Below are 24,244 nucleotides of genomic sequence, written 5' to 3'. Positions count from 1 at the left end.
AGTAGATCCGATGCAAATCCTTCGCTGCGTTGCGCTGTCGGCGGTGCTCACATTGCTCCCGGGCGTGGCCTTCTCGCAGGGTAAGGCTGCTCCAAAGGACGCAAAGGTTTATTTCATCACCCCGTATGACGGGCAAAGGGTGCGCGCCGGTTTCCTGGTCCGGTTCGGCTTGCGCAACATGGGCGTGACGCATGCCGGCGACGACTACCAGAACGCCGGCCATCATCATTTGCTGGTCGACGTCAGCGACCCCATCGATCCGAAGGAGCCGATCCCGCAGGACAAGTCGCATCTGCATTTCGGGGCAGGGCAGACCGAAACATTTCTCGAGCTTCCGCCCGGGACCCATACCCTTCAACTGGTGCTGGGCGACGCGAAGCACTATCCGTTCGAGCCGCCTGTCGTGTCGGACAAGATCACCGTGCGCGTCAGGCCGCTGCCTCAGCGCGGCAGATGATCACCGCAGGCTGGCGTTGAACTTGTCCAGGGCCGCCGAGCCCGGGCACAGCGTGTCCGCTTCCAGCGTATTGAGCGGCGTCTCGACCGTGTTGAGATGCGCGTGCAGGTCTTCCGCGTCGGGATCGACATAGAGCAGGCCGGTGACGATCTGGCCCTTGGCGGCGTGCTTCGCGAGGAAGGTCTGGGCGCCGAGCCGGTCATGCGGATCGTAGTCCGCGTCGATCTTGCGCAGCGCGATCTTGCTGCCGTCATGCTGCTCGACCAATTGCACCGTGCCCGGCGCGTAGTCCACGGCGATCGGATCGCGACCGACCAGCACGTCGAGCCGGTTCACGGCGTCGTTGTGCTCGCGGACATAGTCAAAGCTCTTGGTCGAGCCGGCATGGTTGTTGAAGGCGATGCAGGGGCTGATGACGTCGATGAAGGACGCGCCCTTGTGGCGGATCGCGGCCGCGATCAGCGGCACGAGCTGGGTCTTGTCGCCGGAGAACGAGCGCGCCACGAAGGTTGCGCCCAGTTGCAGCGCGATCGCCACGAGGTCGATGGCGTTGTCGGTGTTGGTCACGCCCTTCTTGGACTTCGAGCCGCGGTCGGCGGTCGCCGAGAACTGGCCCTTGGTGAGGCCGTAGACGCCGTTGTTCTCGACGATATAGGTCATGTTGACGGCGCGCCGGATCGAATGCGCGAACTGGCCGAAGCCGATCGAGGCGGAATCGCCGTCGCCGGACACGCCGAGATAGATCAGGTCGCGATTGGCGAGGTTGGCGCCGGTCAGCACGCTGGGCATGCGGCCGTGCACGGAGTTGAAGCCGTGCGAATTGCCGAGGAAATAGTCCGGCGTCTTCGACGAGCAGCCGATGCCGGAGATCTTCGCCACCCGGTGCGGCTCGATCGACAGCTCATAGCAGGCCTCGATGATCGAGGCCGTGATCGAATCGTGGCCGCAGCCGGCGCACAGCGTCGAGATCTTGCCCTCGTAGTCGCGATGGGTGTAGCCGAGCTCGTTCTTCTTGAGGCCCGGATGATGGAATTTCGGCTTGGCAATATAGGTCATGATACGGCCTTGCGGAGCGGGGTCACCTTGAGTTGATCCTGGTGATCGCCAATGGCTTTTGCGATGAAACGGGCGGTGATTGGTGAGCCGTCGTAATGCACGATCGGCACGAGGCGGACGGGATCGATGCCGTTCTCGTTGACGATGAGCTGGCGGAGCTGGCTGTCGCGGTTCTGCTCGACCACGTAGACGAAATCGTGCTCGGCGAGGAAGCTCGCCACGCTCGAGTGGAACGGGAAGGCACGGATGCGCAGGCGATCAAGCTGATGCCCGCGTGCCTCGAGCAATCCGATCGCCTCGTCCATCGCGGGGGAGGTGGACCCGAAAAAGATCACGCCATATTTGGTCGGCCGTTCCGCATTGGCCTGCAGCGGCCGCGGCACGAGGTCCTGCGCGGTCTCGAACTTGCGCACCAGGCGCTGCATGTTGTCGGCGTAGACCGGGCCTTCCTCGGAGTAGCGCGCATAGCGATCCCGGGACGTACCGCGGGTAAAATAGGAGCCCTTGGTCGGATGCGTGCCGGGATAGGTGCGGTAGGGGATGCCGTCGCCGTCGACGTCGAGATAGCGGCCGAAGTCGCGGCCTTCCTCCAGCATCTCCGCGGTCATGATCTTGCCGCGGTCATACTGCCGCGCATCGTCCCACTTCAGCGGGCGGCAGAGGCGGTGGTTCATGCCGATGTCGAGGTCGAGCATCAGGAAGATCGTGGTCTGCAGCCGCTCGGCGAGATCGAAGGCGGCGGCTGCGAACTCGAACGCCTCCGCCGGATCTTCCGGGAACAGCAGCACATGCTTGGTGTCGCCGTGCGAAGCATAGGCGCAGGCGATGATGTCGCATTGCTGGGTGCGGGTCGGCATGCCCGTCGAAGGCCCGGCGCGCTGGATGTTCATGATCACGGCCGGGATCTCGGCAAAATATGAAAGGCCGATGAACTCGGTCATCAGCGAGATGCCGGGGCCGGAGGTCGCGGTGAAGGCGCGGGCGCCGTTCCAGGAGGCGCCGATCACGATGCCGATCGAGGCAAGCTCGTCCTCGCCCTGCACGATGGCGTATTTCGCCTTGCCGGTCTCAGGGTCGTGCCGGTACTTCTTGCAATGAGCGGTGAAGGCTTCCGCCACCGACGAGGACGGCGTGATCGGATACCACGCGCACACCGTGGCGCCGCCATAGACGGCGCCGAGCGCGGCGGCGCTGTTGCCCTCGATGAAGATGCGGTCGCCCACCTTGTCGGACTTCTTCACCCGCAGCCCGATCGGGCATTTCAGGTTCTGCAAGGCCCAGTCGCGGCCGAGATGCAGCGCGTGGACGTTGGAGGAGAGCAGCTTCTCCTTGCCCTTGTACTGCTCGCCGATCAGCTGCTCGATCAGCTTGGCGTCCATGTCGAGCAGCGCCGAGAGCGCGCCGAGATAGATGATGTTCTTGAACAGCTGGCGCTGGCGCGGATCGGTGTAGGTCGAGTTGGTGATCGCGGTGAGCGGCACGCCGATCACGGTGATGTCGTCGCGGAATCTCGTCGACGGCATCGGCTTGGTGGAATCGTAGAACAGATAGCCGCCGGGCTCGATACCGGCGACGTCCTTGTCCCAGGTCTGCGGGTTCATCGCCACCATCATGTCGACACCGCCGCGGGCGCCGAGATGGCCGTCCTCCGTCACCCGCACCTCGTACCAGGTCGGCAGGCCCTGGATGTTGGAGGGGAAGATGTTGCGCGGGGAGACCGGCACGCCATGGCGCAGGATCGCGCGCGCGAACATCTCGTTGGCGCTGGCCGAGCCCGAGCCGTTGACGTTGGCGAAGCGGACGACGAAGTCGTTTACGCTGCTGATCGGCTTTTTGTCGGACATGCTGAACCTGCGTGAGTCATTTCGATCAAATATTTCTGCATGTCCCAGGCTCCGGTGGGACAACGCTCGGCGCACAGCCCGCAATGCAGGCAGACATCCTCGTCCTTCACCATCACGCGTCCGGTCTTGAGATCGGAGGACACGTAAAGATCCTGGTCGGGGTGCGGCGAGGGCGCCTTCAGGCGCTGGCGCAGATCGGCTTCCTCGCCATTCTCCGTGAAGGTGATGCAGTCCATCGGGCAGATATCGACGCAGGCATCGCACTCGATGCAGAGCGAGGTCGAGAACACCGTCTGTACGTCGCAGTTCAGGCAGCGATGGGCTTCGCCGAGCGCGAGCTTGACGTCGTAGCCGAGCTCGACCTCGGTGCGGATGTCCTTCAGCGCGATCACCTTGTCGCGGTGCGGCACCTTGAAGCGCTTGTCGACGGAGATGTCGTTGTCATAGCTCCATTCGTGGATGCCCATCTTCTGCGAGGAGACGTGCACCTCCGGCAGCGGCCGCTCGGTGATGTCCTCGCCCGACAGCAGTCTGTGGATCGACAGCGCGGCGTCATGGCCCTGCGCCACCGCCCAGATGATGTTCTTCGGGCCGAAAGCGGCGTCGCCGCCGAAGAAGACCTTGGGGTTGGTCGAGACGAAGGTCTTGGGGTCGACCTGCGGCATATTCCACTTGTCGAACGCGATGCCGCAGTCGCGCTCGATCCAGGGGAAGGCGTTCTCCTGGCCGACCGCGACCAGCACGTCGTCGCAGGGAATGGTCTGCTCGGGGTCGCCCGAAGGCACCAGGTTGCGGCGGCCTTTGGCGTCGTATTCGGCTTTGACGTGCTGGAAGGTGACGCCGATGAGCTTGCCGGCGACATGCTTGAATGCCACCGGCACCATGTAGTTGAGGATCGGAATATCCTCGTGGATCGCGTCCTCCTTCTCCCACGGCGAGGCCTTCATCTCCTCAAAGCCGGAGCGCACGATCACCGTGACTTTCTCGCCGCCGAGGCGGCGCGCGGTGCGGCAGCAATCCATCGCGGTGTTGCCGCCGCCGAGCACGATCACGCGCTTGCCGATCTTGTCGGTGTGACCGAACGAAACGGAGGACAGCCAGTCGATGCCGATATGGATATTGGCGGCGGCCTCCTTGCGGCCGGGAATGTCGAGCTCGCGGCCGCGCGGCGCGCCGGAGCCGACGAAGATCGCGTCGTACTTCTCCGTGAGCAGCGCCTTCATGCTCTCGATGCGGTGACCGCCTTTGAACTCGACGCCGAGATTGAGGATGTAGCCGGTCTCCTCGTCGATGACGGAATTGGGCAGCCGGAACTTCGGGATCTGCGAGCGCATCATGCCACCGGCTTCCGGATCGGCATCGAACACGGTGCAGTGATAGCCGAGCGGCGCCAGATCGCGCGCCACCGTCAGCGAGGCCGGACCGCCGCCGACCAGCGCGACGCGCTTGCCGTTCTTCGGCGAAGGGCGCGGCAGGCGCTGCGAGATGTCGTCCTTGAAGTCGGCTGCGACGCGCTTGAGGCGGCAGATCGCGACCGGTGTTTCCTCGACGCGTCCGCGGCGGCACGCCGGCTCGCACGGACGATCGCAGGTGCGTCCCAGGATTCCGGGAAACACGTTCGATTTCCAATTGATCATGTAGGCGTCGCTGTAACGGCCTTGGGCGATCAGTCGGATGTATTCGGGAACCGGGGTGTGTGCAGGACAGGCCCACTGACAGTCGACCACTTTGTGAAAGTAGTCGGGGGCCGCGATATCGGTCGGTTTCATTCCTACCCTGTCCGCGCAGGCCCAAAGACCCGGCGGCCTCTTCTGAGCTTGGCGAACGCTTAACGCGCGTCGATCTGGTTTCTGAATGACGTCATTGGGTTAGCTTATTAGAACTCTTCCGAAGTACAACGGCAAATTTGGGGGATCACCCGCTTTCATGGGAGCTGCGCGTGCACAGCATTAACGGCTGCGCGCAGCAATGCGGCGGTGCAATATGTTGCGGTGCATGGAGGCGCGTCAGCGGTGCGCGATGTCGCTCTTCGCGAGGTCCCACATCAGCGCGTAGGTGCCGACGGAGACGGGAAGCGGGAAGGGCGATGCGGCGGGGCCGGTGAAGCGTTCGGCAATGACAGCCGAGACCGTGCCGACATGCGTGCCGTCGATCAGCACGAACCAGTCGCGTGCACCTTCGTTGCGCACTGCCGGAATCCCGGGCGCTGCGCCCGACAATTCCGGCTCGCTCTCGAGCAGATGCATCGAGATGATGCCGTCGCGCTTTTCCGGCGCCAGCCTTTCTTGCAGCGCATCACGCCATGGCGCGGCGTTGTCGGGCGTCGGCCGCAGCCGCACCACGCCGAGCGCAGCTCCGCGTCCGCTGCCGTTGCTGATGGTGACGCGCGCGACGACGCGCAGCATGTCCTTGAAACGCGCCATGGTCTGCCGCGACCAGTCGGTCGGGCTCGCGAGCCTTGCCCGGTAGGCGGGGCTGTCGAGCACGTCGAGCGTCGCGGTCGAATAGAGGCAGAGATATTTGGGATTGGCGGCGTGCGCGACATAGCGCCGCGCTTCCAGGAATCCCTCGATCGCGACACGCTCTTCCAGATGCTCGCGATCGTACCAGCGGTTGAAATCGGCCTCATCGGCCGCGTCGATATTCATCGACGTCAGCAGCATGCCTTTCCCGGCGAGCGGCATTTTTCTTGTCCTCTCATCGCGCGGACTTCGAGGCAAGGTCCGCGATCGACTTCATGACCGCGTCCCTCACGCCGGTATCATAGAGCGAATGCCCGGCTTCTTCCACGATGCGAAGCTCGGAACCCGGCCAGACTTTCGCGAGCGCATGCGCTGTCTCGGGCGGGCACAGCAGGTCGTAGCGGCCCTGGATGATGATGCCGGGAATGCCGGCGAGCCTCCCTGCATTCTGCAGAAGCTGGTTTGCGGTCATGAAGCTGTCGTTGACGAAGTAGTGCGCTTCCATGAACGGGGTCGCCGGCAATGTGCGCCAGACGTTCAGCGAGGCGAGGTCGAGCCGCGTCCGTGCGGGCTTGTGCTCGGACAAGATGCGCTCGGTATCGTGCCAGGCCCGCGCCGCCGGTCCATGCACGGCCGGATCGGCATCGAGGATGCGGCGCCAGTAGGCGTCCACCGGCCGGTCCCGCTCCTCGGGCGGCAGCACGCTGAGAAAATCCTCGTGCAGCCCGGGATAGAAATGCGGCAGGCGCACGGTGAAGCCGGTGACGACTTCCGCCCGCGTGCCCAGGAAGGTCGCGCGCAGCGCGATGCCGGAGACGCGCTCGGGATGCGCCTGCGCATACGCCAGCGCCAGCGTCGCGCCCCAGGAGCCGCCGACCACGATCCAGCGTTCGAAGCCGAATTTCTCGCGGATCTTCTCCATGTCCGCGATCAGATGCGCCGTGGTGTTGTGCTCGCGCGAGCCCTTCGGCCGGCTGCGGCCGCAGCCGCGCTGGTCGAACAGCACGGCATGGAGGCGCTCAGGATCAAAAAGCCGGCGATGATCGGGCTGGCAGCCGCTGCCGGGCCCGCCATGCAGGTAGATCGCAGGGATTCCGCCGGCGCGGCCGACGCTCTCGACATAGAGCTCAAAGCCGTCGCCGACGTCGAGCATGTCGGAGGTCAGCGGCGCAAAGGGATCGGCACGCCTGAGTGAGCTGGCCGCGTCGGCGTCAGGCGTCATTCTCGGGTTCCAGGGTACCGCCGGCGAAGTTGCGGTAGAGGAAGCGGTTGGTCTCGCCCTCGGCCTCGCGCTCGGCCTGCTTGAAGATGGTCTCGTGCAGCGGCGACAGCGCACAGGCCGGATCGGTGTTGGCGGCATCGCCCGTCAGCGCGAAGGCCTGGCAGCGGCAGCCGCCGAAATCGATCTCGCGGAATTCGCAGGATTTGCACGGCTCCTTCATCCAGCCGGTGCCGCGATAGCGGTTGAAGGCCTCGGAGTTCTGCCAGATCCAGGCGATCGAGTGGTTGGAGCGCACGGATTCGAAGTCGAGCCCGGTGATGCTCTCGGCGGCATGGCAGGGCAGCACCTTGCCGGCCGGCGAGATGTTGAAGAACTGCCGGCCCCAGCCGCCCATGCACTTCTTCGGCCGCAGCGCGTAATAGTCCGGCACGACGTAGTCGATCGAAAGCCGGCCCTTCAGCCGTTCCCGCGCTTCCTCGACGAGGCGGGTACATTCGTCGAGCTGCGCCACCGTCGGCATCAAGGCGGCGCGGTTCTTCAGCGCCCAGCCGTAATATTGCACGTTGGCGACCTCGAGCCGGTCGGCGTCGAGATCGATCGACATCTGGATGATGTCGGGGAGCTGGTGCAGGTTCTGCCGGTGCATCACCGCATTCACGGTGAGCGGCAGATCGAGCTCGCGCGTCCACTTCGCGACTTCGAGCTTCTTGCGGTGCGCGTTCCGGTAGCCGGCGACGCGATCGGCAAGGCCCTCCTCGACGCCCTGGAAGCTGATCTGCACATGGCAGAGCCCGGCGTCCGCCAGCTCGCTCAGCCGCTCGCGCGTCAGCAGCACGGCCGAGGTGATGAGGTTGGTGTAGAGGCCGACGTCGCTGGCATGCTTCACCAGCTCGACGAGATCCTTCCGCGCCGTCGGCTCGCCGCCGGAGAAATGCACCTGGAGCACGCCGATCTCGGCGAGCTCGCTCAACACCTTCTTCCACTCCTCGGTCGTCAGTTCCTTGCCCGAGCGATCGAGCTCGACCGGGTTGGAGCAATAGGGACATTGCAGCGGACAGCGATGGGTGATCTCGAGCAGCACGGCGAGCGGAATGCCGAAGGTCTCCGCCGTCGAGCGTTGCTTCTCCAGCACCGCGAGGCTGTCACTTGTCCCGGGCGGGATTTTGGGATTACCGAGCACATCGCTCATGACGTCTTCTCCCGGGCCTCGGTGAGGAAGCCCTTGTCGGCGAGATCCTGGAGCATGGCGACGACATCGGTGAGGATCGCCTCGCGCGGCGCGGCGTATTTCGCCGCCAGCTGGTCGGAAACGTCGCCGACGCTGCGCTCCCCGTTGCAGAGCTGCAGGACCTCGACCGCGATCTCGTCCGGTGCCAGCACGCGTTCCGGCGCCAGGATCACCCACACTTTGCGCGTCTCGTCGTATTTCAGCTTGGCATGCCGCGGCAGCACGGGGCGGCTCGCCTCGCTGACGCTGATATGACGCGGCCCGGCCATGACAGTTCCTCTTCAGCTCGCCTTTTTAGTTTTCTTTGGGCACGAACGCGCCCGGCGGAATGTGGCCCTCGACATAGGCGTGCTGGAGCGCATCGAGCTGCACCCACAGCACGTTGGTCTTGAAGATCAGCGCATTGCACACGGAGGCACGCTCCTCCGGCGTCCTCGCATGCGTCCTGACATATTCGAGCGCGAAATTGGCATCGCGCGGCGCCTGCGTGAGGCGGCGCTTGAAGTAGCTCATGATATCAGGATTGACGAAATCATAATGCTGCAACATGCCGGCGATGCGCTCTTCGTGGATGCTTGGCGCGAACAGTTCCGTGAGCGAGGAGGCGATCGCCTCCAGCGGGCTCTTCTCGCGGCAGTAGTGGACATAGGCCTCGACCGCGAAGCGCGTAGCGGGGAGAATGCCTTCGGTGGATTCCACATAGGCGGTGTCGAGGCCGAGGCCTTCGGTCAGCTTCAGCCAGCGCTCGATGCCGCCTTCGGAGCCGACATCGCCGTCATGATCCTCGATGCGGTGGCGCCATTCCAGGCGCGTGGCGCGGTCGCGGAAGCGCGAGATCACCACCGCGTCCTTGATCGGGATCGTGCTCTGGTAATAGTAGCGGTTCAGCGCCCAGGCCTGCACCTGGCCCTTGTTCAGCTTGCCGCCGTGCAGCAGCTTATGGAACGGATGCAGGCTGTGATAGCGGGTCGCGCCGATATGGCGCAGCGCCGCTTCCAGCTCCTCGGCCGAGTTGAGCTTGATGTCCTTGCCGATCGAGAGCGCAGTTATTCCAGTCAGTGATGCGGCATTCACAGCACGATCTCCGTTCCATCCGCGGGTATCTGCCAGCCCGCCTGCTCGGCCGCTTTCCGCTCGGGTGAAGCGGGCAGCAGCGCCGGGTTCGAGTTATTGATATGCAGAAACAGCTTCCTGTCGATATCGAGATCGGCGAGCCGCGCGATCGCGCCGTCCTCGCCGGACATGGCGACATGCCCCATGCTCTTGCCGGTCTTGTGGCCGAGCCCGGCTTTGATCATCTCGTCGTCCTGCCAGACCGTGCCGTCGAAGAACACCAGCGCGGCGCCGTCGATCTCGGCCTTGAGCGCGTCGGTCACTTCGGCGCAGGCGGCGATGAAGTAGAAGCACTTGCCGGTCGTCTTGTCGGTGATCTTGAGCCCCAGCGTATCGCCGTCGCCGGTCTCGCCGCCCGGATGCGCCTTGCCTTCCAGGTACCAGGCCGATTTGCCGGGGACCGCGAACGGCAACACCTCGATTCCAGACCTCGCACCGTCAACCAGCCGCGGCTCGAACGGCTCGCTGATGGCGATCGGCTGGCGCCGCACGTTCTTCTCGTTCAGCACGTTGAAGATGCTGTTGGCGCTGAGGATCGCCAGCACCTTCTCATGCGCATAGACCGTGAAGGGCGAGCCCTCGCGCATCGACAGCAGGCCTGCCACGGCATCGACCTCGCCATTGGTCAGGATCACGCCCGCGACCGGCGTATGACGCAGCGCGCCCGGCTTGGGGTGCAGTTGCGGCGTGGCATTCAATTGCTGGCGCAGATCGGGGGAGGCGTTGATCAGGAACCAATGCTCACCGTCGCCGCTGAAGGCGACCGAGGCCTGGGTTCGCAAGAGCTCATCGCCGATGGCACGGGCCGTGCGGCAACCTTCGCAGCCACAATTCCATTGCGGCACTCCGCCGCCGGCCCCGGCGCCCAGGACGACGACGCGAAGCATGATCCGTCTCCTGGAGGCAACGTCGCGAGGTGGATCTCAGGCCGACACGAAATCTATCTTCCGGAAATGCATCGTGACCGGAAGACATCGTAGCCGAGAGTGCCCGACCGAAAGAACCACCTGCGCAAACGCAAACTCACCAACCGCTTACTTGCGGGTGGCGCTCACATACATGTTGATTTCCATGCCGCAGGGCACTTCGACGATCTTCGGGGCTTTCCAGGCCATTTGGCTCTCCATTTTCGTGAATTCGGACGCATCCGCCCACGGGTTAAATTACTGCGGGTGGAAAAGTTCGCCAGTGAAATTTTCCCGACCTAAGTAGTAGGCTGGCCGAATTGTTGCACTGCAAAGAGAGCGTATTGCGGCCGTAAAGTTGAGCGAATGACATAAGAAAAATTGCCGATAGGTCGTGATCCCTGTCGGGATAAACCAGTTGTGAGTATGGAACGGCTTCCAATCGGCTACAGGCGACCCAATCTGGACCTCGGTGATGCCCAAATATTTCTTCAACACCCGCATCGGCGATGAATTGATCGTGGATCCCGAGGGCGAGGATCTGCGCAATCCCGATCGCGCCTGGGAGGTCGCCCGCCAGATGATCCTGGAGGTCCTGAGATCGGAAGGGACCCAGCCGGCGCTGCTGGAGGCGGTGATCGAGGTCACCGATGTCGACGGCGAAGTCGTGCTGGAGTTTCCCTTCACCGAAGCGCTGCTGGACATGCCGGATCAGTCCGCGACGAGGCATTAGAGAGGTCCGCCGCTCTCTCCACGTCATTGCGAGGAGCGCGCGACAAAATTGCGAAGCAATTTTGCGCTGATGCGACGAAGCAATCCAGACCGGTTCCGCGGAGACAGTCTGGATTGCTTCGCTGCGCAATGCCGAAAGATGCCGCAATCCGAGCCCTTCGCCCTGCGAAATCCGCATGGCTTTACCGCGTTCCCGGCGCTAAAAGACGCCGGTTACACGGAGCAAGCCATGCAAGATCTCTGGCGCCTGTCGGCTGCCGACCTCGCCACCCTCGTCAAGACCAAAAAGGTGTCCGCCAGGGAGGCGGCCAAGGCGGGCCTCGCCCGTCTGGACGCCGTCAATCCCCAGCTCAACGCCGTGATCGACCACCGGCCGGAGGACGTGCTCAAGCAGGCTGACGCCGTCGATGCCGCAATTAGCCGGGGCGAGGACCCCGGCGTGCTGGCCGGCGTGCCCGTCACCATCAAGGCCAATGTCGACCAGGAGGGCTTTGCCACCACCAACGGCTTAAAACTCCAGCGCGACCTGATCGCGCGCGAGGACAATCCGGTGGTCGCCAACTTTCGGAAGGCGGGCGCCATCCTGCTCGGCCGCACCAATTGCCCGGCCTTCTCCTATCGCTGGTTCACCACCAACCTGGTCCATGGCGACACCAAGAACCCCCGCGATGCCTCGCTGACGCCGGGCGGCTCGTCTGGCGGCGCCGGCTCGGCGGTCGCGGCCGGCATCGGCCATATCGCCCATGGCACCGACATCGCCGGCTCGATCCGCTATCCCGCCTATGCCTGCGGCGTGCATGGCCTGCGGCCGACCCTGGGCCGCATCCCCGCCTTCAATCCGGCGCTGCCGGAACGCCCGATCGGCCCGCAGATCATGGCGGTGTCGGGACCCCTGGCGCGCACCGTCAACGACATCAGGATTTCGCTCGCGGCCATGTCGGCGCGCGACATCCGCGACCCCTGGTATGTGCCGGCGCCGCTGGAAGGTCCCGCGCGGCCGAAGCGCGCCGCGCTCTGCCTCAACCCGGACGGCCTTGCGACCACGCCGGAGGTGAAGGCGGCGGTGACCGATGCCGGCAAGCGCCTCGAGCGTGCCGGGTGGACCGTTGACGTGATCGAGAACACGCCGCCGATGCGCGAGGCGGTCGAGTGGCAGATCAAGCTTTGGCTCGGCGACGGCTATGAGGCGCAGCTCGAGATGGCAGAGCGCGAAGGCGATCCCGGTGCGCTGGCGTGCCTGCGCGGCAACCGCAGCAGGGTGACGCCGATGGACCAGGCGAATTACGCGAAGGCATTGACCCGCCGCGCCACGCTGACCCGCGACTGGATGCTGTTCTTCGAAAAATATGCGGTGCTGCTGACGCCGGTCTCCGGCGAATTGCCGTTCCCGGATCATCTCGACCGCAAAGACGACGAATCCTTCAAGCGGGTCTGGGAGGCGCAGCTGCCCCAGATCGCGATTCCCTTCATGGGTCTGCCGGGCCTCGTGGTCTCCACCGGCCTCGTCGGCAAGGCGCCGGTCGGCGTGCATATCGTGTCCGGCCGCTACCGCGAGGATCTGTGCCTGCTTGCCGGCGAAGCGATCGAGGCGGGCGGCGTGCCGCCGTCGCCGATCGATCCCGTGGGTTAGCGATGTCGGCGATTTACGACTTCAAGGCCAACTCGCTGCTCGGCGAGGAAGTGCCCATGCGCCGGTTCGAAGGGCAGGTGCTCCTGATCGTCAACACCGCGAGCAAATGCGGCTTCACGCCGCAATATCGCGGCCTTGAGGATCTCTACCGCGATCTCTCGCCGCGCGGCTTCGCGGTGCTCGGCTTTCCCTGCAACCAGTTCGGCGCGCAGGAGCCGGGGCAGGCGAGCGAGATCCAGGAATTCTGCTCGACCAATTACGACGTCACCTTTCCCCTGTTCGAGAAGATCGACGTCAACGGCGCCAACGCGCATCCCTTGTATGAGTATCTGAAACGCCAGCAATCCGGGCTCCTCGGCGCCTCCATCAAATGGAATTTCACCAAATTCCTGGTGGACCGTGCCGGCCGGGTGATCGCGCGCTACGCGCCGACCGCGCGGCCCGAAGGATTGCGGCAGCAAATCGAGACCCTGTTATGAGCGAGACAATCATGAGCGACGAATTTCCGGACCGCCTGTCGGTCGATCCGAACAGCCCCTATTACAACGCGGACATCCTGGCGCGCGACGTCGGCATCCGCTTCAAGGGCATCGAGAAGACCAATGTCGAGGAGTACTGCATCAGCGAAGGCTGGGTCCGCGTCACCGCCGGCAACGCCAAGGACCGCCACGGCAACCCGCTGACCATCAAGGTGCACGGGCCGGTCGAGCCGTATTTCAGGGATAAGAAGTAACATGCTGTCATTCCGGGGCTCGCGAAGCGAGAACCCGGAATCTCGAGATTCCGGGTTCGATGCTGCGCATCGCCCCGGAATGACGATAAGAGAAAGCCAACCCCATGTCCGTCCGCATCGTCGACGTCCGCGAGATCACCAAGCCGATCTCATCGCCGATCCGCAACGCCTATATCGATTTCACCAAGATGACGACGAGCCTCGTCGCGGTCGTCACTGACGTTGTGCGCGACGGCAAGCGCGTCGTCGGCTACGGCTTCAATTCCAACGGCCGCTACGGGCAGGGCGGCCTGATCCGCGAGCGCTTCGCCTCGCGCATCCTGGAGGCCGATCCGAAGAAGCTTCTGAACGAGGCCGGCGACAATCTCGATCCCGACAAGGTCTGGGCCGCGATGATGATCAACGAGAAGCCGGGCGGCCATGGCGAGCGCTCGGTCGCGGTCGGCACCATCGACATGGCGGTGTGGGACGCGGTGGCGAAGATCGCGGGCAAGCCGCTGTTTCGCCTGCTCGCCGAACGTCACGGCGTCAAAGCCAACCCGCGCGTGTTCGTCTATGCCGCCGGCGGCTACTATTATCCCGGCAAGGGGCTCTCGATGCTGCGCGGCGAGATGCGTGGCTATCTCGACCGCGGCTACAACGTCGTGAAGATGAAGATCGGCGGCGCGCCGATCGAGGAGGATCGCATGCGCATCGAGGCGGTGCTGGAGGAGATCGGCAAGGACGCGCAGCTCGCCGTCGACGCCAACGGCCGCTTCAACCTCGAGACCGGCATCGCCTATGCCAAGATGCTGCGCGATTATCCGCTGTTCTGGTACGAGGAGGTCGGCGATCCCCTCGACTACGCGCTGCAGGCCGCGCTCGCCGAATTCTATCCCGGTCCGATGGCGACAGGCGAAAACCTGTTCAGCCACCAGGACGCGCGCAACCTGCTCCGCTATGGCGGCATGCGTCCGGACCGCGATTGGCTGCAATTCGACTGCGCGCTGTCCTATGGCCTCTGCGAATACCAGCGCACGCTCGAAGTGCTGAAGACCCATGGCTGGTCGCCAAGCCGCTGCATCCCGCATGGCGGCCACCAGATGTCGCTCAACATCGCCGCCGGCCTTGGCCTCGGCGGCAACGAAAGCTACCCGGACCTGTTCCAGCCCTACGGCGGCTTCCCCGATGGCGTGCGCGTCGAGAACGGCCACATCACCATGCCGGACCTTCCGGGCATCGGCTTCGAGGGAAAGTCGGATCTCTACAAGGAGATGAAGGCGCTGGCGGAGTAGTTCACTCCACGCCGCGCATGTATCGTTGCGATAGTCGCGAGAACTTTCCCCAACGTCGTCCTGGCGAAAGCCAGGACGACAGAACCTTACGACAGCCGCATGTCCAGCAGCCGCCGTCCTTCGCCCTTCAGCAGCTTCTTCACCGCGCTTGAGGCAACGATCTCGCCGTCATTGGCGTAGGCTTCGTGGTTCTTCTCGATGTCGTCGAGGCGGTAGAGGTAGTTGACCATCACGCCGGCCGACTCGCGCACGCCCTTGGGCGAGAGGTCGCCGAGCCAGTTGATGCGCTCGAGCCGCGCGCCGTTGCCGAGATGGAAGCGGGCGACGGAGTCGATCAGCCGGCCCTTCGCCGTGCGGGCCTTCAGGAAGTAGTGCGCCGCGAGCGGCTCCAGTATGCCGCGCAGCAGTGCCGTCGTCTCGGGGTTCTCGAACCATTTGGGATCGTCGAGGCGCTTCAGCACCTCGCGATCCTCGTCCGACAGCGGCAGCTCCTTGTCCTGCTTGACCCATTGCATGAAGCCCGGCACCGGCGACAGCGTCACGAAGCTGTCGAGCTTCGGCAATTCGCGGCGCAGCTCTTCCACCACCTGCTTGATCAGGAAGCTGCCGAACGAGATGCCGCCGAGGCCACGCTGGGTGTTGGAGATCGAATAGAACACGGCGGTGCGCGCGCGCTCGATCGGCAGATGCTGGCGGTCGACCGCCAGCAGCGGCGCGATCGCGCCGGGAATCGTCTCGGTCAGCGCCACCTCGACGAAGATCAGGGGCTCGTCCACCATCGCCGGATGGAAGAAGGCGTAGCAGCGGCGGTCGACCGGATCGATGCGACGGCGCAAATCGTCCCAGTCGCTGATCTCGTGGACGGCTTCATAGCGAATGATCTTTTCGAGGATGTTGGCCGGGGTTGACCAGTCAATCCTGCGCAGCACGAGAAACCCCCTGTTGAACCACGAAGAAAGCAGATGCGAGACGTCGCGATCGAGCGCGGCGAGATCGGTGTGTCCGTTCATCATGCCGAGCAGGTCGGCACGCATGTTGACGAGGTCGCCGGTGCCGCCGGGCGCGCGGTTGAGGCGGCGGATCAGCTCCTGCCGGCGCGGCTCGGAGGCGAAATGCAGCGAGCTCGCGTCCTCGTCGCTGGGCTTGGCGCGCCATTTCTCTATCGCCTTGGACAGGCGTTCCCGGTCGGGGCCGAAATCGCGCACCAGCGCCTCGAAGAAGGCGCGGCGTCCTGCCGCATCCAGGTCCTGGTAGAGATCGAGCACCTCGCGCGCCATGGCTGTGCCGGAGGCTTCGCCCCGGCCCGACAGCAGCGCACCGCAGAGCGCGATCAGCCCGTCGGCGTCCTGTTTGGTATCCGCGGAATCGCGACGAAGCAGCGTACGGCCGCGCTCGGAGATGGTGGCGAGGAGATCGGAGAAGAAGGCGTTAGCCATCTGGGCCTTTCGAAACCGGTTTGTGCGGTGCGGAAGCTTACACGGGATTTAGGCAGAAGCCGATCACAATCAAGCAGGCGAATTTGGCAACTTTAGTCAGGGCAGGCGACTCAGGAACGTTGTCATGCCCCGCGAAGACCGTCGCGCTTCACAACCGCTGTCATGCCCCGCGCAGGCGGGGCATCCAGTACGCCGCGGCGTCTCGGTTCTAGCCGCGCCGTCTCGGAGTACTGGATTGCCCGCCTTCGCGGGCAATGACACCGGGAGTGGAGCGGCGAGCAACGACACCGAGGTTGCCGCTACCCCTTCCCCGCAAACGCCGTCGGCGTCCGCCCTGTCACCTGGCGGAACGCGGCCGAGAACGCCGGCACGCTGGCATAGCCGAGCTGGGTCGCGAGCTGCTTCACCGAGACGTTCGCATCCGTGGACAGCCGCTGGATTGCCGCGGCGATCCGGGCGCGCTGGCACCAGCTCTTGAAGCTCAGCTGCGTCTCCGTGGAGAACAGCCGCGACAGCGTGCGCGCGGAGGTTCCGACCTCGCGCGCCAGCGTATCGATGTCGTGCAGGCCGGTTGGGTCGTCGAGCACGATCATCGCGGCGCGCCGGCAGCGCGGCTCGCGCGGCAGCGGCACGAAGGTCGCGGAATCCTCGGCCTGGTGCAATTCCAGCATGACGAGGCGGACCAGCAGCTCGGTGCGCTCTTCCGTGTTGCGCGCGTCGAACAGCGCGAGGATCGCCTGGTTGAGCAGCGGCGAGACCCGCACCACGAATTCCTTGGTCAGGCCTTCATAGCGTTGCTCGCGCTTCAGCCAGGGCAGGTCGAAATACAGCGTGCGCAACTCGATGTCGGCAAGCAGGTCGATGGCATGCTCGAGCCCGGCCGGGACCCAGACGGCGCGGTCCGGCGGCACCAGCCAGCGGCCCTTCGGTGTCGTCACCTGCATCGTGCCCTTGGCGGCATAGACGAGCTGCGCCTCGCGGTGCATGTGCGGATCGAGCCGCAGGCCCCTGGGGTAGTCACGCGCGACCAGGTGCACGCCCGCAGGCGAGCGATGGTTGCTCCGGACCTCCCGGAGGATTGGCGTTTCCAAGACAGTCATTGGCTGCATCCCGTCATTTGCCCGAAATATAACTCATTTCGGAGCAGGAGAGGATTCGTATGAACAGCCCCAGCCGGGTCATCAGTTTCGTCAACGCAGGCCATTTCATCGACCATTATTCGATGCTGATCTTCGCCGCCGCCGTGATCATCATGGGGCCGGCGCTCGGCATGGCCTATTCGGAACTCTTGCCTTACGCGACGCCGGGCTTCATCGCGTTCGGCGCGGGCTCGCTGCTGACAGGCTGGCTCGGGGACCGCTGGAGCCGCCGCCACATGATGCTGATCTTCTTCGTCGGCATTGGCCTCTCCATGATCTCGGTCGGCTTCGTGCAGACCCCGGTTCAGCTCGGCGCGGCGCTGCTGGCGATCGGCATCTTCGCCTCGATCTACCATCCCGTCGGCACCGCCATGATCGTGTCCTATGCCGACCGGCTCGGCCGCGAGATGGGCATCAACGGCGTCTGGGGCAATCTCGGCGTGGCCTCCTCCGCGCTGGTGACCGGCGTGATCGGCCAGTATCTCGGCTGGCGTTTTGCCTTCATCGTCCCCGGCGTCGTCACCATCCTGATCGGCATCGCCTTTGCGATGATGGTCGTGCACGAGGACCGCAAGGGCTCGAAGCAGGCGGCGGCGCAGGCGCGCGTCGCCAAGCAGGATATGTGGCGCGTGATCCTGGCGCTGCTGATCGTGGTGATCGCGATCTCCACCACCTTCAACGCCGTCACCGTCGCGCTGCCAAAACTGTTCGCGGAGCGGCTCGCCGATCTCACCAGGAGCCCGGCGCTGCTCGGCGTCATCGCCGCCTGTGTCTACGTGTTCGGCGCGATGACCCAGTACACGATCGGCCGGCTGCTCGACCGCTATTCGTTGAAGACGGTGGCGCTGCCGCTGTCCTTCATGCTGGCGCCGTTCCTGTATCTGGCTGCGAGCCTGTCCAATCTGCCGCTGATCCTGGTCTCGATCGGCATCGTCATGGGCGCGTTCGGGCAGGTCACGGTCAACGATGCCATGGTCGGCAAATACACCACGGAGGAGTGGCGCTCGCGCGCCTATGCGGTGCGCTATTTCGTCGGCTTCACCGCGGCCGGCGCCTCCGTCGGCCTGGTCGCCTGGCTCTACGAGCAGGGCGGGTTCGTCACCATGCTGCACGCCTTCGCCGCGCTCTGCCTGCTCGCGATCGCCGCCGCGTTGATCCTGCCGCGCGAGATCCGGACGCCGCAGGCGGCGTAAGTGATTGTCGCGAAGCAGGCAACTGTCTCCACCTCGTCATTGCGAGCGCAGCGAAGCAATCCAGTCTGCCTCCGCGGAGGGACTCTGGATTGCTTCGCTGCGCTCGCAATGACGGGGAAGATGGCAATGACGGTGGATGCGGCGGCGGCTCGCGCCATGCCTGCCGATGATGCCATTCTGCCAGTGTCTTGCCCGACGGGTCAAACGCTGGCGTCGCTGAAAAAACCTCAACGCCATCAACGCCGTTCTACTGTGCATGGGGTTGTTTTCGACTTTTTTTATCGGAGCGGGCCTCCGCAGAAAAAGCCTACGGCTTCACCTCCACGGCCGGCTGCGTTTTCGGCGCCTTCTTCGACGCCCGCCAGTTCTCGAACCGCTGCACCACCACGAAGAACGCAGGCACGAACAGCACCGCGAGGCAGGTCGAGGCCAGCATGCCCGAGAACACGGTGATGCCGATCGACTTGCGGGCGCTGGCGCCGGCGCCGGTCGCGATCACCAGCGGCACCACGCCGAGGATGAAGGCGAACGAGGTCATCAGGATCGGGCGGAAGCGGGCGCGGGCCGCCTCGATCGCCGACACCAGGATCGGCTTGCCGTCGCGGCCGTGCAGCTCCAGCCCGACCTCGACGATCAGGATGGCGTTCTTGGCCGACAGCGCGATCAAGAGGATCAGGCCGATCTGGCAATAGAGATTGTTGTCGATCTTGAGGGCGTTGAGGATCAGCATCGGCCCGATCAGCGACAGCGGCACCGCCAGGATCACCGAGATCGGCGCGTACCAGCTCTCGTACTGGCCGGCGAGCACGAGATAGACCAGCAGCATGGCGAGGCCGAACACCCAGTAGATCTGGTTCGAGACCGCCTTCTCCTGGTAGGACATCGCGGTCCATTCATAACCCGTGCCCTGCGGCAGCGTCTTGTCGGCAATCTCCTCCATCAGCTTCAGCGACTGGCCGGACGAGTAGCCCTGTGCCGGCAGGCCGATGATTGTCGAGGAGGGATAGAGATTGTAGAGGCTGATCAGCGACGGGCCGGTGGCCGGCGTGATCGTGGCCACCGTGCCGATCGGGATCATGTCGCCGTTCGAGTTGCGCACCTGCATGTTGGCGATGTCGCGCTCGGTGACGCGGAAGGCCGGATCGGCTTGCGTATAGACCTGGAACACGCGGCCGAACTTGTTGAACTGGTTGACGAAAGACGAGCCGAGATAGGTCGACAGCGCGGAGAACACCTGATCGGTGGTGACATGCAAAGTCTGGGTCTTGATGCGGTCGATCTCGACGTTGAATTGCGGCACCGACGAGCGGAACGAGGACTGGACGCGCTGGAGCGCGCTCTGGCTCTGGCCGTTGGAGACCATCGCACCGGTGATCGCCTGCAGCTTGGCGAAATCGCTGTTGCCGTCGCGCAGCTCGACCTGCATCGAGAAGCCGGCGGCGTTGCCGATGCCCTGGATCGGCGGCGGCGGCAGCACGATGGTGCGCGCCTCCATGATCACAGCGAGCTTGTCGTTGAGACCGTAGACCAGCGAACGCAGATCCTCGCCGGGACCTTTGCGCGCGTCCCAATCCTTCAGGATGATGTAGGCGACGCCGGCATTGGCAAGGCTCGCACTGCTGTCGAGCGCGGAGATGCCGGCGATGGTGATGACCTGCTGGACGCCAGGCGTCTCCTTGATGATCTCGCTGGCCCGGTCGAGCACCTTCTGGGTCCGCTCCAGCGAGGCGCCGTCGGGCAGTTGGATGGCGGCGATCAGATAGCCCTGGTCCTCGATCGGCAGGAAGCCGGTCGGCACCCGCGACAGGCCGTAGCCGCCGATCCCGATCAGCACCAGCGCCACCGCGACCGACACCGTGGCGTGCCTGACCAGGAAGGTGATCAGCCGCGTGTAGCCGCGCTCGACCCGGTCATAGACGTTGTTGAAGCCGCGATAGAAGAAGTTGCGCTGCTCCGGCGGCACCACCGGCCGCAGCCACAGTGCGCATTGCGTCGGCTTCAGGGTCGCCGCGTTGATGGCGGACAAGAGCGCGGTCGCCGCGATCACCAGCGCGAATTGCGAGTAGATGCGGCCCGTGAGGCCCGCCAGGAACGAGGCCGGCAGGAACACCGAGATCAGCACCAGCGTGATGCCGACGATCGGCGCGAACAGCTGGTCCATCGCCTTGATCGCGGCGTCGTGGCCGTTCATGCCCTGCTCGATATTGTGGGCGGCGCCTTCGACCACCACGATGGCGTCGTCGACGACGATGCCGATTGCCAGCACGATCGCGAACAGCGTGGACATGTTGATGGTGAAGCCGAGCGCCGCCATCGCGGCGAAGGCGCCGATGATGGTCACCGGCACGGTCGTTGCCGGCACCAGCATGGCGCGCCAGTCCTGCAGGAACACCAGGATCACGACCAGCACGAGCAGGCCGGCCTCGATCAGCGTCATGTAGACCTCGTGCACCGAGGCCTCGACGAATTTGGTTGTGTCGAACGGCGTGTCGTATTTGATGCCTTCCGGGAAGCGCTTGGCGAGCTCCGCCATCTTCTTCTCGACGGCCTGCTCGACCTGGAGCGCGTTGGCGCCCGGCGACTGGAACACGCCGATGCCGACGGCGGGCTGCTTGTTCAGCGAGAAGATCTGGCTGTAGGTCTGCGCGCCGAGTTCGACCCAGCCGACGTCGCGCACCCGCGTGACGTCGCCGCTGGTGCCTGACTTGACGATGATGTTCTCGAACTGGCTGGTGTCGTCGAGCCGGCCGTTGACGTTGAGCGTGTATTGGAACGCCTGGCCCGGCGGCGTCGGCGGCGCGCCGACCTGGCCGGCGGAGACCTGCTGGCTCTGCTGCTGGATCGCCTGGATCACGTCCTGCGGCACGAGGCCACGGACTTGCAGCTTGTTCGGGTCGAGCCACACCCGCATCGAATACTGGCCTGCGCCGAACACCGTGACGTTGCCGACGCCGGGCAGGCGCGAGAGCTCGTCGCGGATGTTGATGGTGGCGTAGTTGCTCAAATAGAGACTGTCGAACCGGGAGTCCGGCGAGGTCAGCGTCACGAACAGCAGGATCGAGGTCGATTTCTTCTGGACGGTGACGCCCTGGTTCTGCACGGACGTCGGCAGTTGCGACAGCGCGCTGGAGACGCGGTTCTGCACCAGCACCTGCGCGAAGTTGAGGTCGGTGCCGATCTTGAAGGTCACGGTCAGCGTATAGGTGCCGTCGGAGCCGCTGTAGGACTGCATGTAAAGCATGTCCTCGACGCCGTTGACCTGTTGTTCGATCGGCAAGGCAACCGTGTCGATCACGGTCTTGGCGCTGGCGCCGGGATAGCGCGTGGTGACCTGCACCGTCGGCGGCACCACGTCGGGGTATTGCGCGATCGCGAGGTTGAACAGCGCGACGCCGCCGATCAGGATCATCAGCAGTGCGATGACGTTCGAGAGGACCGGCCGCTCGATGAAGAATTTTGAGATCATGGCAGGCAGCTCCTACTTGGCAGACGCCTGCGGCTGCTCGATCTTCGTCACTTGCGGGTCGATCTTCTGGCCCGGGATCACCCGCAGCAGCCCCGCGATCACGACGCGGTCGTCCGGCTTCAGCCCGCTCTCGATCACGCGCAGGCCGTTATCGGTGGGGCCGATCTGCACCTTGCGCTGCTCGACGACGTTGTCGCCATTGACCACCAGCAGATAGCGGCCGCCCTGGTCGCTGCCGAGCGCGGTGTCGGGAACGAGGAGCGCGCCCTTCTCCTGGTCGAAGGGCACGCGGACGCGGACGAAATAGCCGGGCAGCAGCACCCGCTTGTCGTTGGGGACGAGGCCGCGCACGGCAAGCGTACCGGTCGACTGGTTGAGAGTCGGCGAGACGTAGTCGAGCTTGCCTTCATGCGGATAGCCGGTCTCGTTTTGGAGGCCGACTTGAATCGGAAATTGCTTGAGGTCGGTGGGCGTCAGTCCCCGGCGGGCCGCTTCGGCGCGGATGCGTAGCACGTCCTGCTCGTTGACGGTGAAGTTCACCCAGATCGGGTCCATCGCGACGATGGTCGCGAGCTGGGTCGGGGAGGAGACGCCGACGAGCTCGCCGATCGAGACCATGTGGGCGCTGACGACGCCGTCGAACGGCGCGGTGACCTTGGTGTAGCCGTAGTTGACCTCGGCGATCCTGGTGTTGGCCTGCGCCTGCAGGAGATTCGCCTGCGCGTTTTCGCGCGTTGACGTCGAGGTGTCGAGGGTGGCCTGCGAGACCGCCTGCCGCTGCACCAGATCGCTTTGCCGCTTGAAGTCGGCCTCCGCCTGCCGGAGCGAGGCCTGGGCGCCGGCCTCGGCCGCCTGGGCCTGCTCGAGCTTCAGCTTGTAGGTCTCGGGCTCGATGGTAAAGAGCTGGGTGCCCTGCTTGACGAAGGTGCCGTCCTGGTAGTCGATCGACTGCAGGAAACCCTGCACGCGCGCCACCAAGTCGACATTCTTGATCGGCGCGGTGTTGCCGGTGGCCTCGACATAGCGCGTCACCGGCCGCTGCACGGGCGTCGCCACGTCCACCTTGGGCGGGGGCGGAGCCACGTAGGCGTTCTTGTCCTCGCAGCCGGCGAGCGCGATCACGGCGGCCGTGGCGGCTAGCGCCCGTCCAACATGTCTCCACGCTCCATTGCGATGTGCGGGAGATGCGGGATTCGCGCGCGTCATTCGGTGGCCCCCGATTGCTGTCTGTCGGTGCGGCAGGCTACCAACAAATGTCCGGCCGTGGAACACCATAGCCATGGCGGTCGTCGGCCTTGCACGGCGAACGGCGGTGTGGCCTTTGACAGGTTTGTCATGACAAACCGCTTTTCACCGCGCGCACGATCGACCAGAATTGTGTCAAAGGTCGTGTGGCGGAAGCGAAGCGGTCGGGACGACGAGAACAAGAAAACGCGAGGAGAACATGACATGTCCGCGTCCGTCCAATCGGCCCTCTCCGGTCTCGTTCTCGCGGCGGCGGTTGCCATGCCCGCGCTAGCCGATGGGCTGAAGGACGAGATCGCGCCGACCGGCAAGCTGCGGGTCGCGATCGCAATCAGCCCCGCAGGCGGCGCATTCTGGTCGACCAGGACGGAAACCGGCTATGCCGGCGTGCCGGTGGACCTCGGCAAGGAGATGGCGGCCCAGCTCGGCGTTGGTGTCGAATATGTCGTGCACCAAAATTCCGGACAGATCACCGACGCGGCCAGCAGAGGCACCTGGGATGTCACCTGGCTGCCAAAGGACCCCGAGCGCGAGAGCAAGATGATGTTCGGCCCGATCTACGAGGTCGCGGACGCCACCTACATCGTCAAGGCCGGTTCGAACGTGACCAATTTTGCCTCGCTCGACCAGCCCGGCATCAAGGTCGCGGCCGTCAACGCCACCACCACCATGCGTGGCGCTGTCGCGCATCTCAAGAACGCTGAGGTCACCGGCTATCAGACCTATGACGAGATCTTCGGCCTCCTGAAGAGCGGCGAGATCGACGCCTTCGCGCTGTCGCGCGACCAGCTCAACAAGATGGCGCAGAAGATTCCCGGTACAAAGGTGCTGGACGAGACGTTCAAGAAGACGGTGACGGCCGTCGCCGTGCCGCTCGGCCACAGCCGGGCGCTGACCTTCGTCACCAAATTCATGAACGAGGCGACGATCAACGGCACCTTGCGCAAGGCCTATGACAACAATGGCCTGAAGGATTCTCCGATCCGCACCGAGTAGACGCCCGCTGTGGCGGGCTCCTCACCATGAGGGTCAAGGAAGGCAGCTTCGGGCAAATCGCCCGTGTAGAAAATCTTGTCTGAACAACTGCGCAAAGTGTCTCTTGCGTCAAA

22 protein-coding genes are annotated in these 24,244 nt (G+C 64.6%); 8 read left to right on the top strand and 14 right to left on the bottom strand.

Annotated elements, in window-relative coordinates:
• Positions 1-10 precede the first annotated feature (10 nt).
• Positions 11-457, top strand: a complete 447-nt coding sequence (locus ACE10W_RS31460) for a DUF4399 domain-containing protein (RefSeq protein WP_028174554.1) — start codon at positions 11-13, stop codon at positions 455-457.
• Here the strand turns inward: ACE10W_RS31460 and ACE10W_RS31455 are convergent, their stop codons facing one another.
• The 10 genes from ACE10W_RS31455 to pqqA all read right to left on the bottom strand — a co-directional run bounded on the left by ACE10W_RS31455 (position 458) and on the right by pqqA (position 10,497).
• Positions 458-1,513 (bottom strand): 2-oxoacid:ferredoxin oxidoreductase subunit beta, encoded by a 1,056-nt coding sequence (locus ACE10W_RS31455; protein WP_011089483.1) that lies wholly within the window; start codon positions 1,511-1,513, stop codon positions 458-460.
• Positions 1,510-3,357: a 2-oxoacid:acceptor oxidoreductase subunit alpha gene (locus tag ACE10W_RS31450; RefSeq protein WP_375762372.1), complete on the bottom strand. Its 1,848-nt coding sequence runs from the start codon at positions 3,355-3,357 to the stop codon at positions 1,510-1,512. The genes ACE10W_RS31455 and ACE10W_RS31450 overlap by 4 nt, the downstream gene beginning before the upstream one ends.
• On the bottom strand, positions 3,327-5,126 hold the full coding sequence (locus tag ACE10W_RS31445) for an FAD-dependent oxidoreductase (RefSeq protein ID WP_028174556.1): 1,800 nt from the start codon (positions 5,124-5,126) through the stop codon (positions 3,327-3,329). Before ACE10W_RS31445 ends, ACE10W_RS31450 begins: the two co-directional genes overlap by 31 nt.
• A 237-nt stretch (positions 5,127-5,363) precedes the next feature.
• Positions 5,364-6,041, bottom strand: a complete 678-nt coding sequence (locus ACE10W_RS31440) for a hypothetical protein (protein ID WP_375762371.1) — start codon at positions 6,039-6,041, stop codon at positions 5,364-5,366.
• A 13-nt stretch (positions 6,042-6,054) separates the two neighbouring features.
• Positions 6,055-7,041, bottom strand: coding sequence for a prolyl aminopeptidase (gene pip, locus ACE10W_RS31435; protein WP_161533614.1), 987 nt, complete (start codon positions 7,039-7,041; stop codon positions 6,055-6,057).
• Positions 7,031-8,230: a pyrroloquinoline quinone biosynthesis protein PqqE gene (pqqE, locus tag ACE10W_RS31430; RefSeq protein ID WP_060908680.1), complete on the bottom strand. Its 1,200-nt coding sequence runs from the start codon at positions 8,228-8,230 to the stop codon at positions 7,031-7,033. The genes pip and pqqE overlap by 11 nt, the downstream gene beginning before the upstream one ends.
• Positions 8,227-8,538 (bottom strand): pyrroloquinoline quinone biosynthesis peptide chaperone PqqD, encoded by a 312-nt coding sequence (pqqD, locus tag ACE10W_RS31425; RefSeq protein WP_060908679.1) that lies wholly within the window; start codon positions 8,536-8,538, stop codon positions 8,227-8,229. Before pqqD ends, pqqE begins: the two co-directional genes overlap by 4 nt.
• A gap of 25 nt (positions 8,539-8,563) precedes the next feature.
• Positions 8,564-9,343: a pyrroloquinoline-quinone synthase PqqC gene (pqqC, locus tag ACE10W_RS31420; protein WP_011089476.1), complete on the bottom strand. Its 780-nt coding sequence runs from the start codon at positions 9,341-9,343 to the stop codon at positions 8,564-8,566.
• Positions 9,340-10,269, bottom strand: coding sequence for a pyrroloquinoline quinone biosynthesis protein PqqB (gene pqqB, locus ACE10W_RS31415; RefSeq protein WP_011089475.1), 930 nt, complete (start codon positions 10,267-10,269; stop codon positions 9,340-9,342). Before pqqB ends, pqqC begins: the two co-directional genes overlap by 4 nt.
• A gap of 147 nt (positions 10,270-10,416) precedes the next feature.
• A complete protein-coding gene (pqqA, locus tag ACE10W_RS31410; RefSeq protein ID WP_007595659.1) occupies positions 10,417-10,497 on the bottom strand; it encodes a pyrroloquinoline quinone precursor peptide PqqA in 81 nt (26 codons plus the stop codon).
• Positions 10,498-10,762: 265 nt separating this feature from the next.
• On the opposite strand from pqqA, the gene ACE10W_RS31405 reads away from it, so the two are divergent.
• From ACE10W_RS31405 to tarD, 5 genes are all read left to right on the top strand, one after another.
• Positions 10,763-11,020: a DUF6894 family protein gene (locus ACE10W_RS31405; RefSeq protein WP_028174561.1), complete on the top strand. Its 258-nt coding sequence runs from the start codon at positions 10,763-10,765 to the stop codon at positions 11,018-11,020.
• Positions 11,021-11,248: 228 nt separating this feature from the next.
• The gene (locus ACE10W_RS31400; protein ID WP_011089472.1) at positions 11,249-12,649 is read left to right on the top strand and encodes an amidase family protein; all 1,401 of its coding nucleotides are present in this window, start codon (positions 11,249-11,251) and stop codon (positions 12,647-12,649) included.
• A 2-nt stretch (positions 12,650-12,651) separates the two neighbouring features.
• On the top strand, positions 12,652-13,128 hold the full coding sequence (locus ACE10W_RS31395) for a glutathione peroxidase (protein ID WP_011089471.1): 477 nt from the start codon (positions 12,652-12,654) through the stop codon (positions 13,126-13,128).
• Positions 13,125-13,382, top strand: coding sequence for a DUF3297 family protein (locus tag ACE10W_RS31390; protein ID WP_011089470.1), 258 nt, complete (start codon positions 13,125-13,127; stop codon positions 13,380-13,382). The genes ACE10W_RS31395 and ACE10W_RS31390 overlap by 4 nt, the downstream gene beginning before the upstream one ends.
• A 104-nt stretch (positions 13,383-13,486) precedes the next feature.
• On the top strand, positions 13,487-14,656 hold the full coding sequence (gene tarD / locus ACE10W_RS31385) for a D(-)-tartrate dehydratase (RefSeq protein ID WP_060908677.1): 1,170 nt from the start codon (positions 13,487-13,489) through the stop codon (positions 14,654-14,656).
• Between the two features lie 86 nt (positions 14,657-14,742).
• Here the strand turns inward: tarD and ACE10W_RS31380 are convergent, their stop codons facing one another.
• Positions 14,743-16,092 (bottom strand): malonyl-CoA decarboxylase, encoded by a 1,350-nt coding sequence (locus ACE10W_RS31380; RefSeq protein ID WP_011089468.1) that lies wholly within the window; start codon positions 16,090-16,092, stop codon positions 14,743-14,745.
• 299 nt (positions 16,093-16,391) lie between these two features.
• A complete protein-coding gene (locus ACE10W_RS31375; protein ID WP_038967656.1) occupies positions 16,392-17,192 on the bottom strand; it encodes a helix-turn-helix transcriptional regulator in 801 nt (266 codons plus the stop codon).
• Positions 17,193-17,251: 59 nt separating this feature from the next.
• Between ACE10W_RS31375 and ACE10W_RS31370 the strand changes: the two genes are divergently transcribed.
• Positions 17,252-18,424: an MFS transporter gene (locus ACE10W_RS31370; RefSeq protein WP_011089466.1), complete on the top strand. Its 1,173-nt coding sequence runs from the start codon at positions 17,252-17,254 to the stop codon at positions 18,422-18,424.
• Positions 18,425-18,731: 307 nt separating this feature from the next.
• Here ACE10W_RS31370 and ACE10W_RS31365 read toward each other — a convergent pair whose 3' ends face one another.
• Together ACE10W_RS31365 and ACE10W_RS31360 are read right to left on the bottom strand one after the other, a co-directional pair.
• Positions 18,732-21,890: an efflux RND transporter permease subunit gene (locus tag ACE10W_RS31365; protein WP_375762370.1), complete on the bottom strand. Its 3,159-nt coding sequence runs from the start codon at positions 21,888-21,890 to the stop codon at positions 18,732-18,734.
• 12 nt (positions 21,891-21,902) lie between these two features.
• Positions 21,903-23,096 (bottom strand): efflux RND transporter periplasmic adaptor subunit, encoded by a 1,194-nt coding sequence (locus ACE10W_RS31360; protein WP_028174566.1) that lies wholly within the window; start codon positions 23,094-23,096, stop codon positions 21,903-21,905.
• Positions 23,097-23,339: 243 nt separating this feature from the next.
• Between ACE10W_RS31360 and ACE10W_RS31355 the strand changes: the two genes are divergently transcribed.
• On the top strand, positions 23,340-24,131 hold the full coding sequence (locus ACE10W_RS31355) for an ABC transporter substrate-binding protein (RefSeq protein WP_375762369.1): 792 nt from the start codon (positions 23,340-23,342) through the stop codon (positions 24,129-24,131).
• Positions 24,132-24,244: the final 113 nt, after the last annotated feature.

The organism is Bradyrhizobium sp. B025 (genome assembly GCF_042257955.1).
GTDB classification, from domain to species: domain Bacteria; phylum Pseudomonadota; class Alphaproteobacteria; order Rhizobiales; family Xanthobacteraceae; genus Bradyrhizobium; species Bradyrhizobium diazoefficiens.
This window is presented reverse-complemented; position numbering and strand designations above follow the sequence as displayed.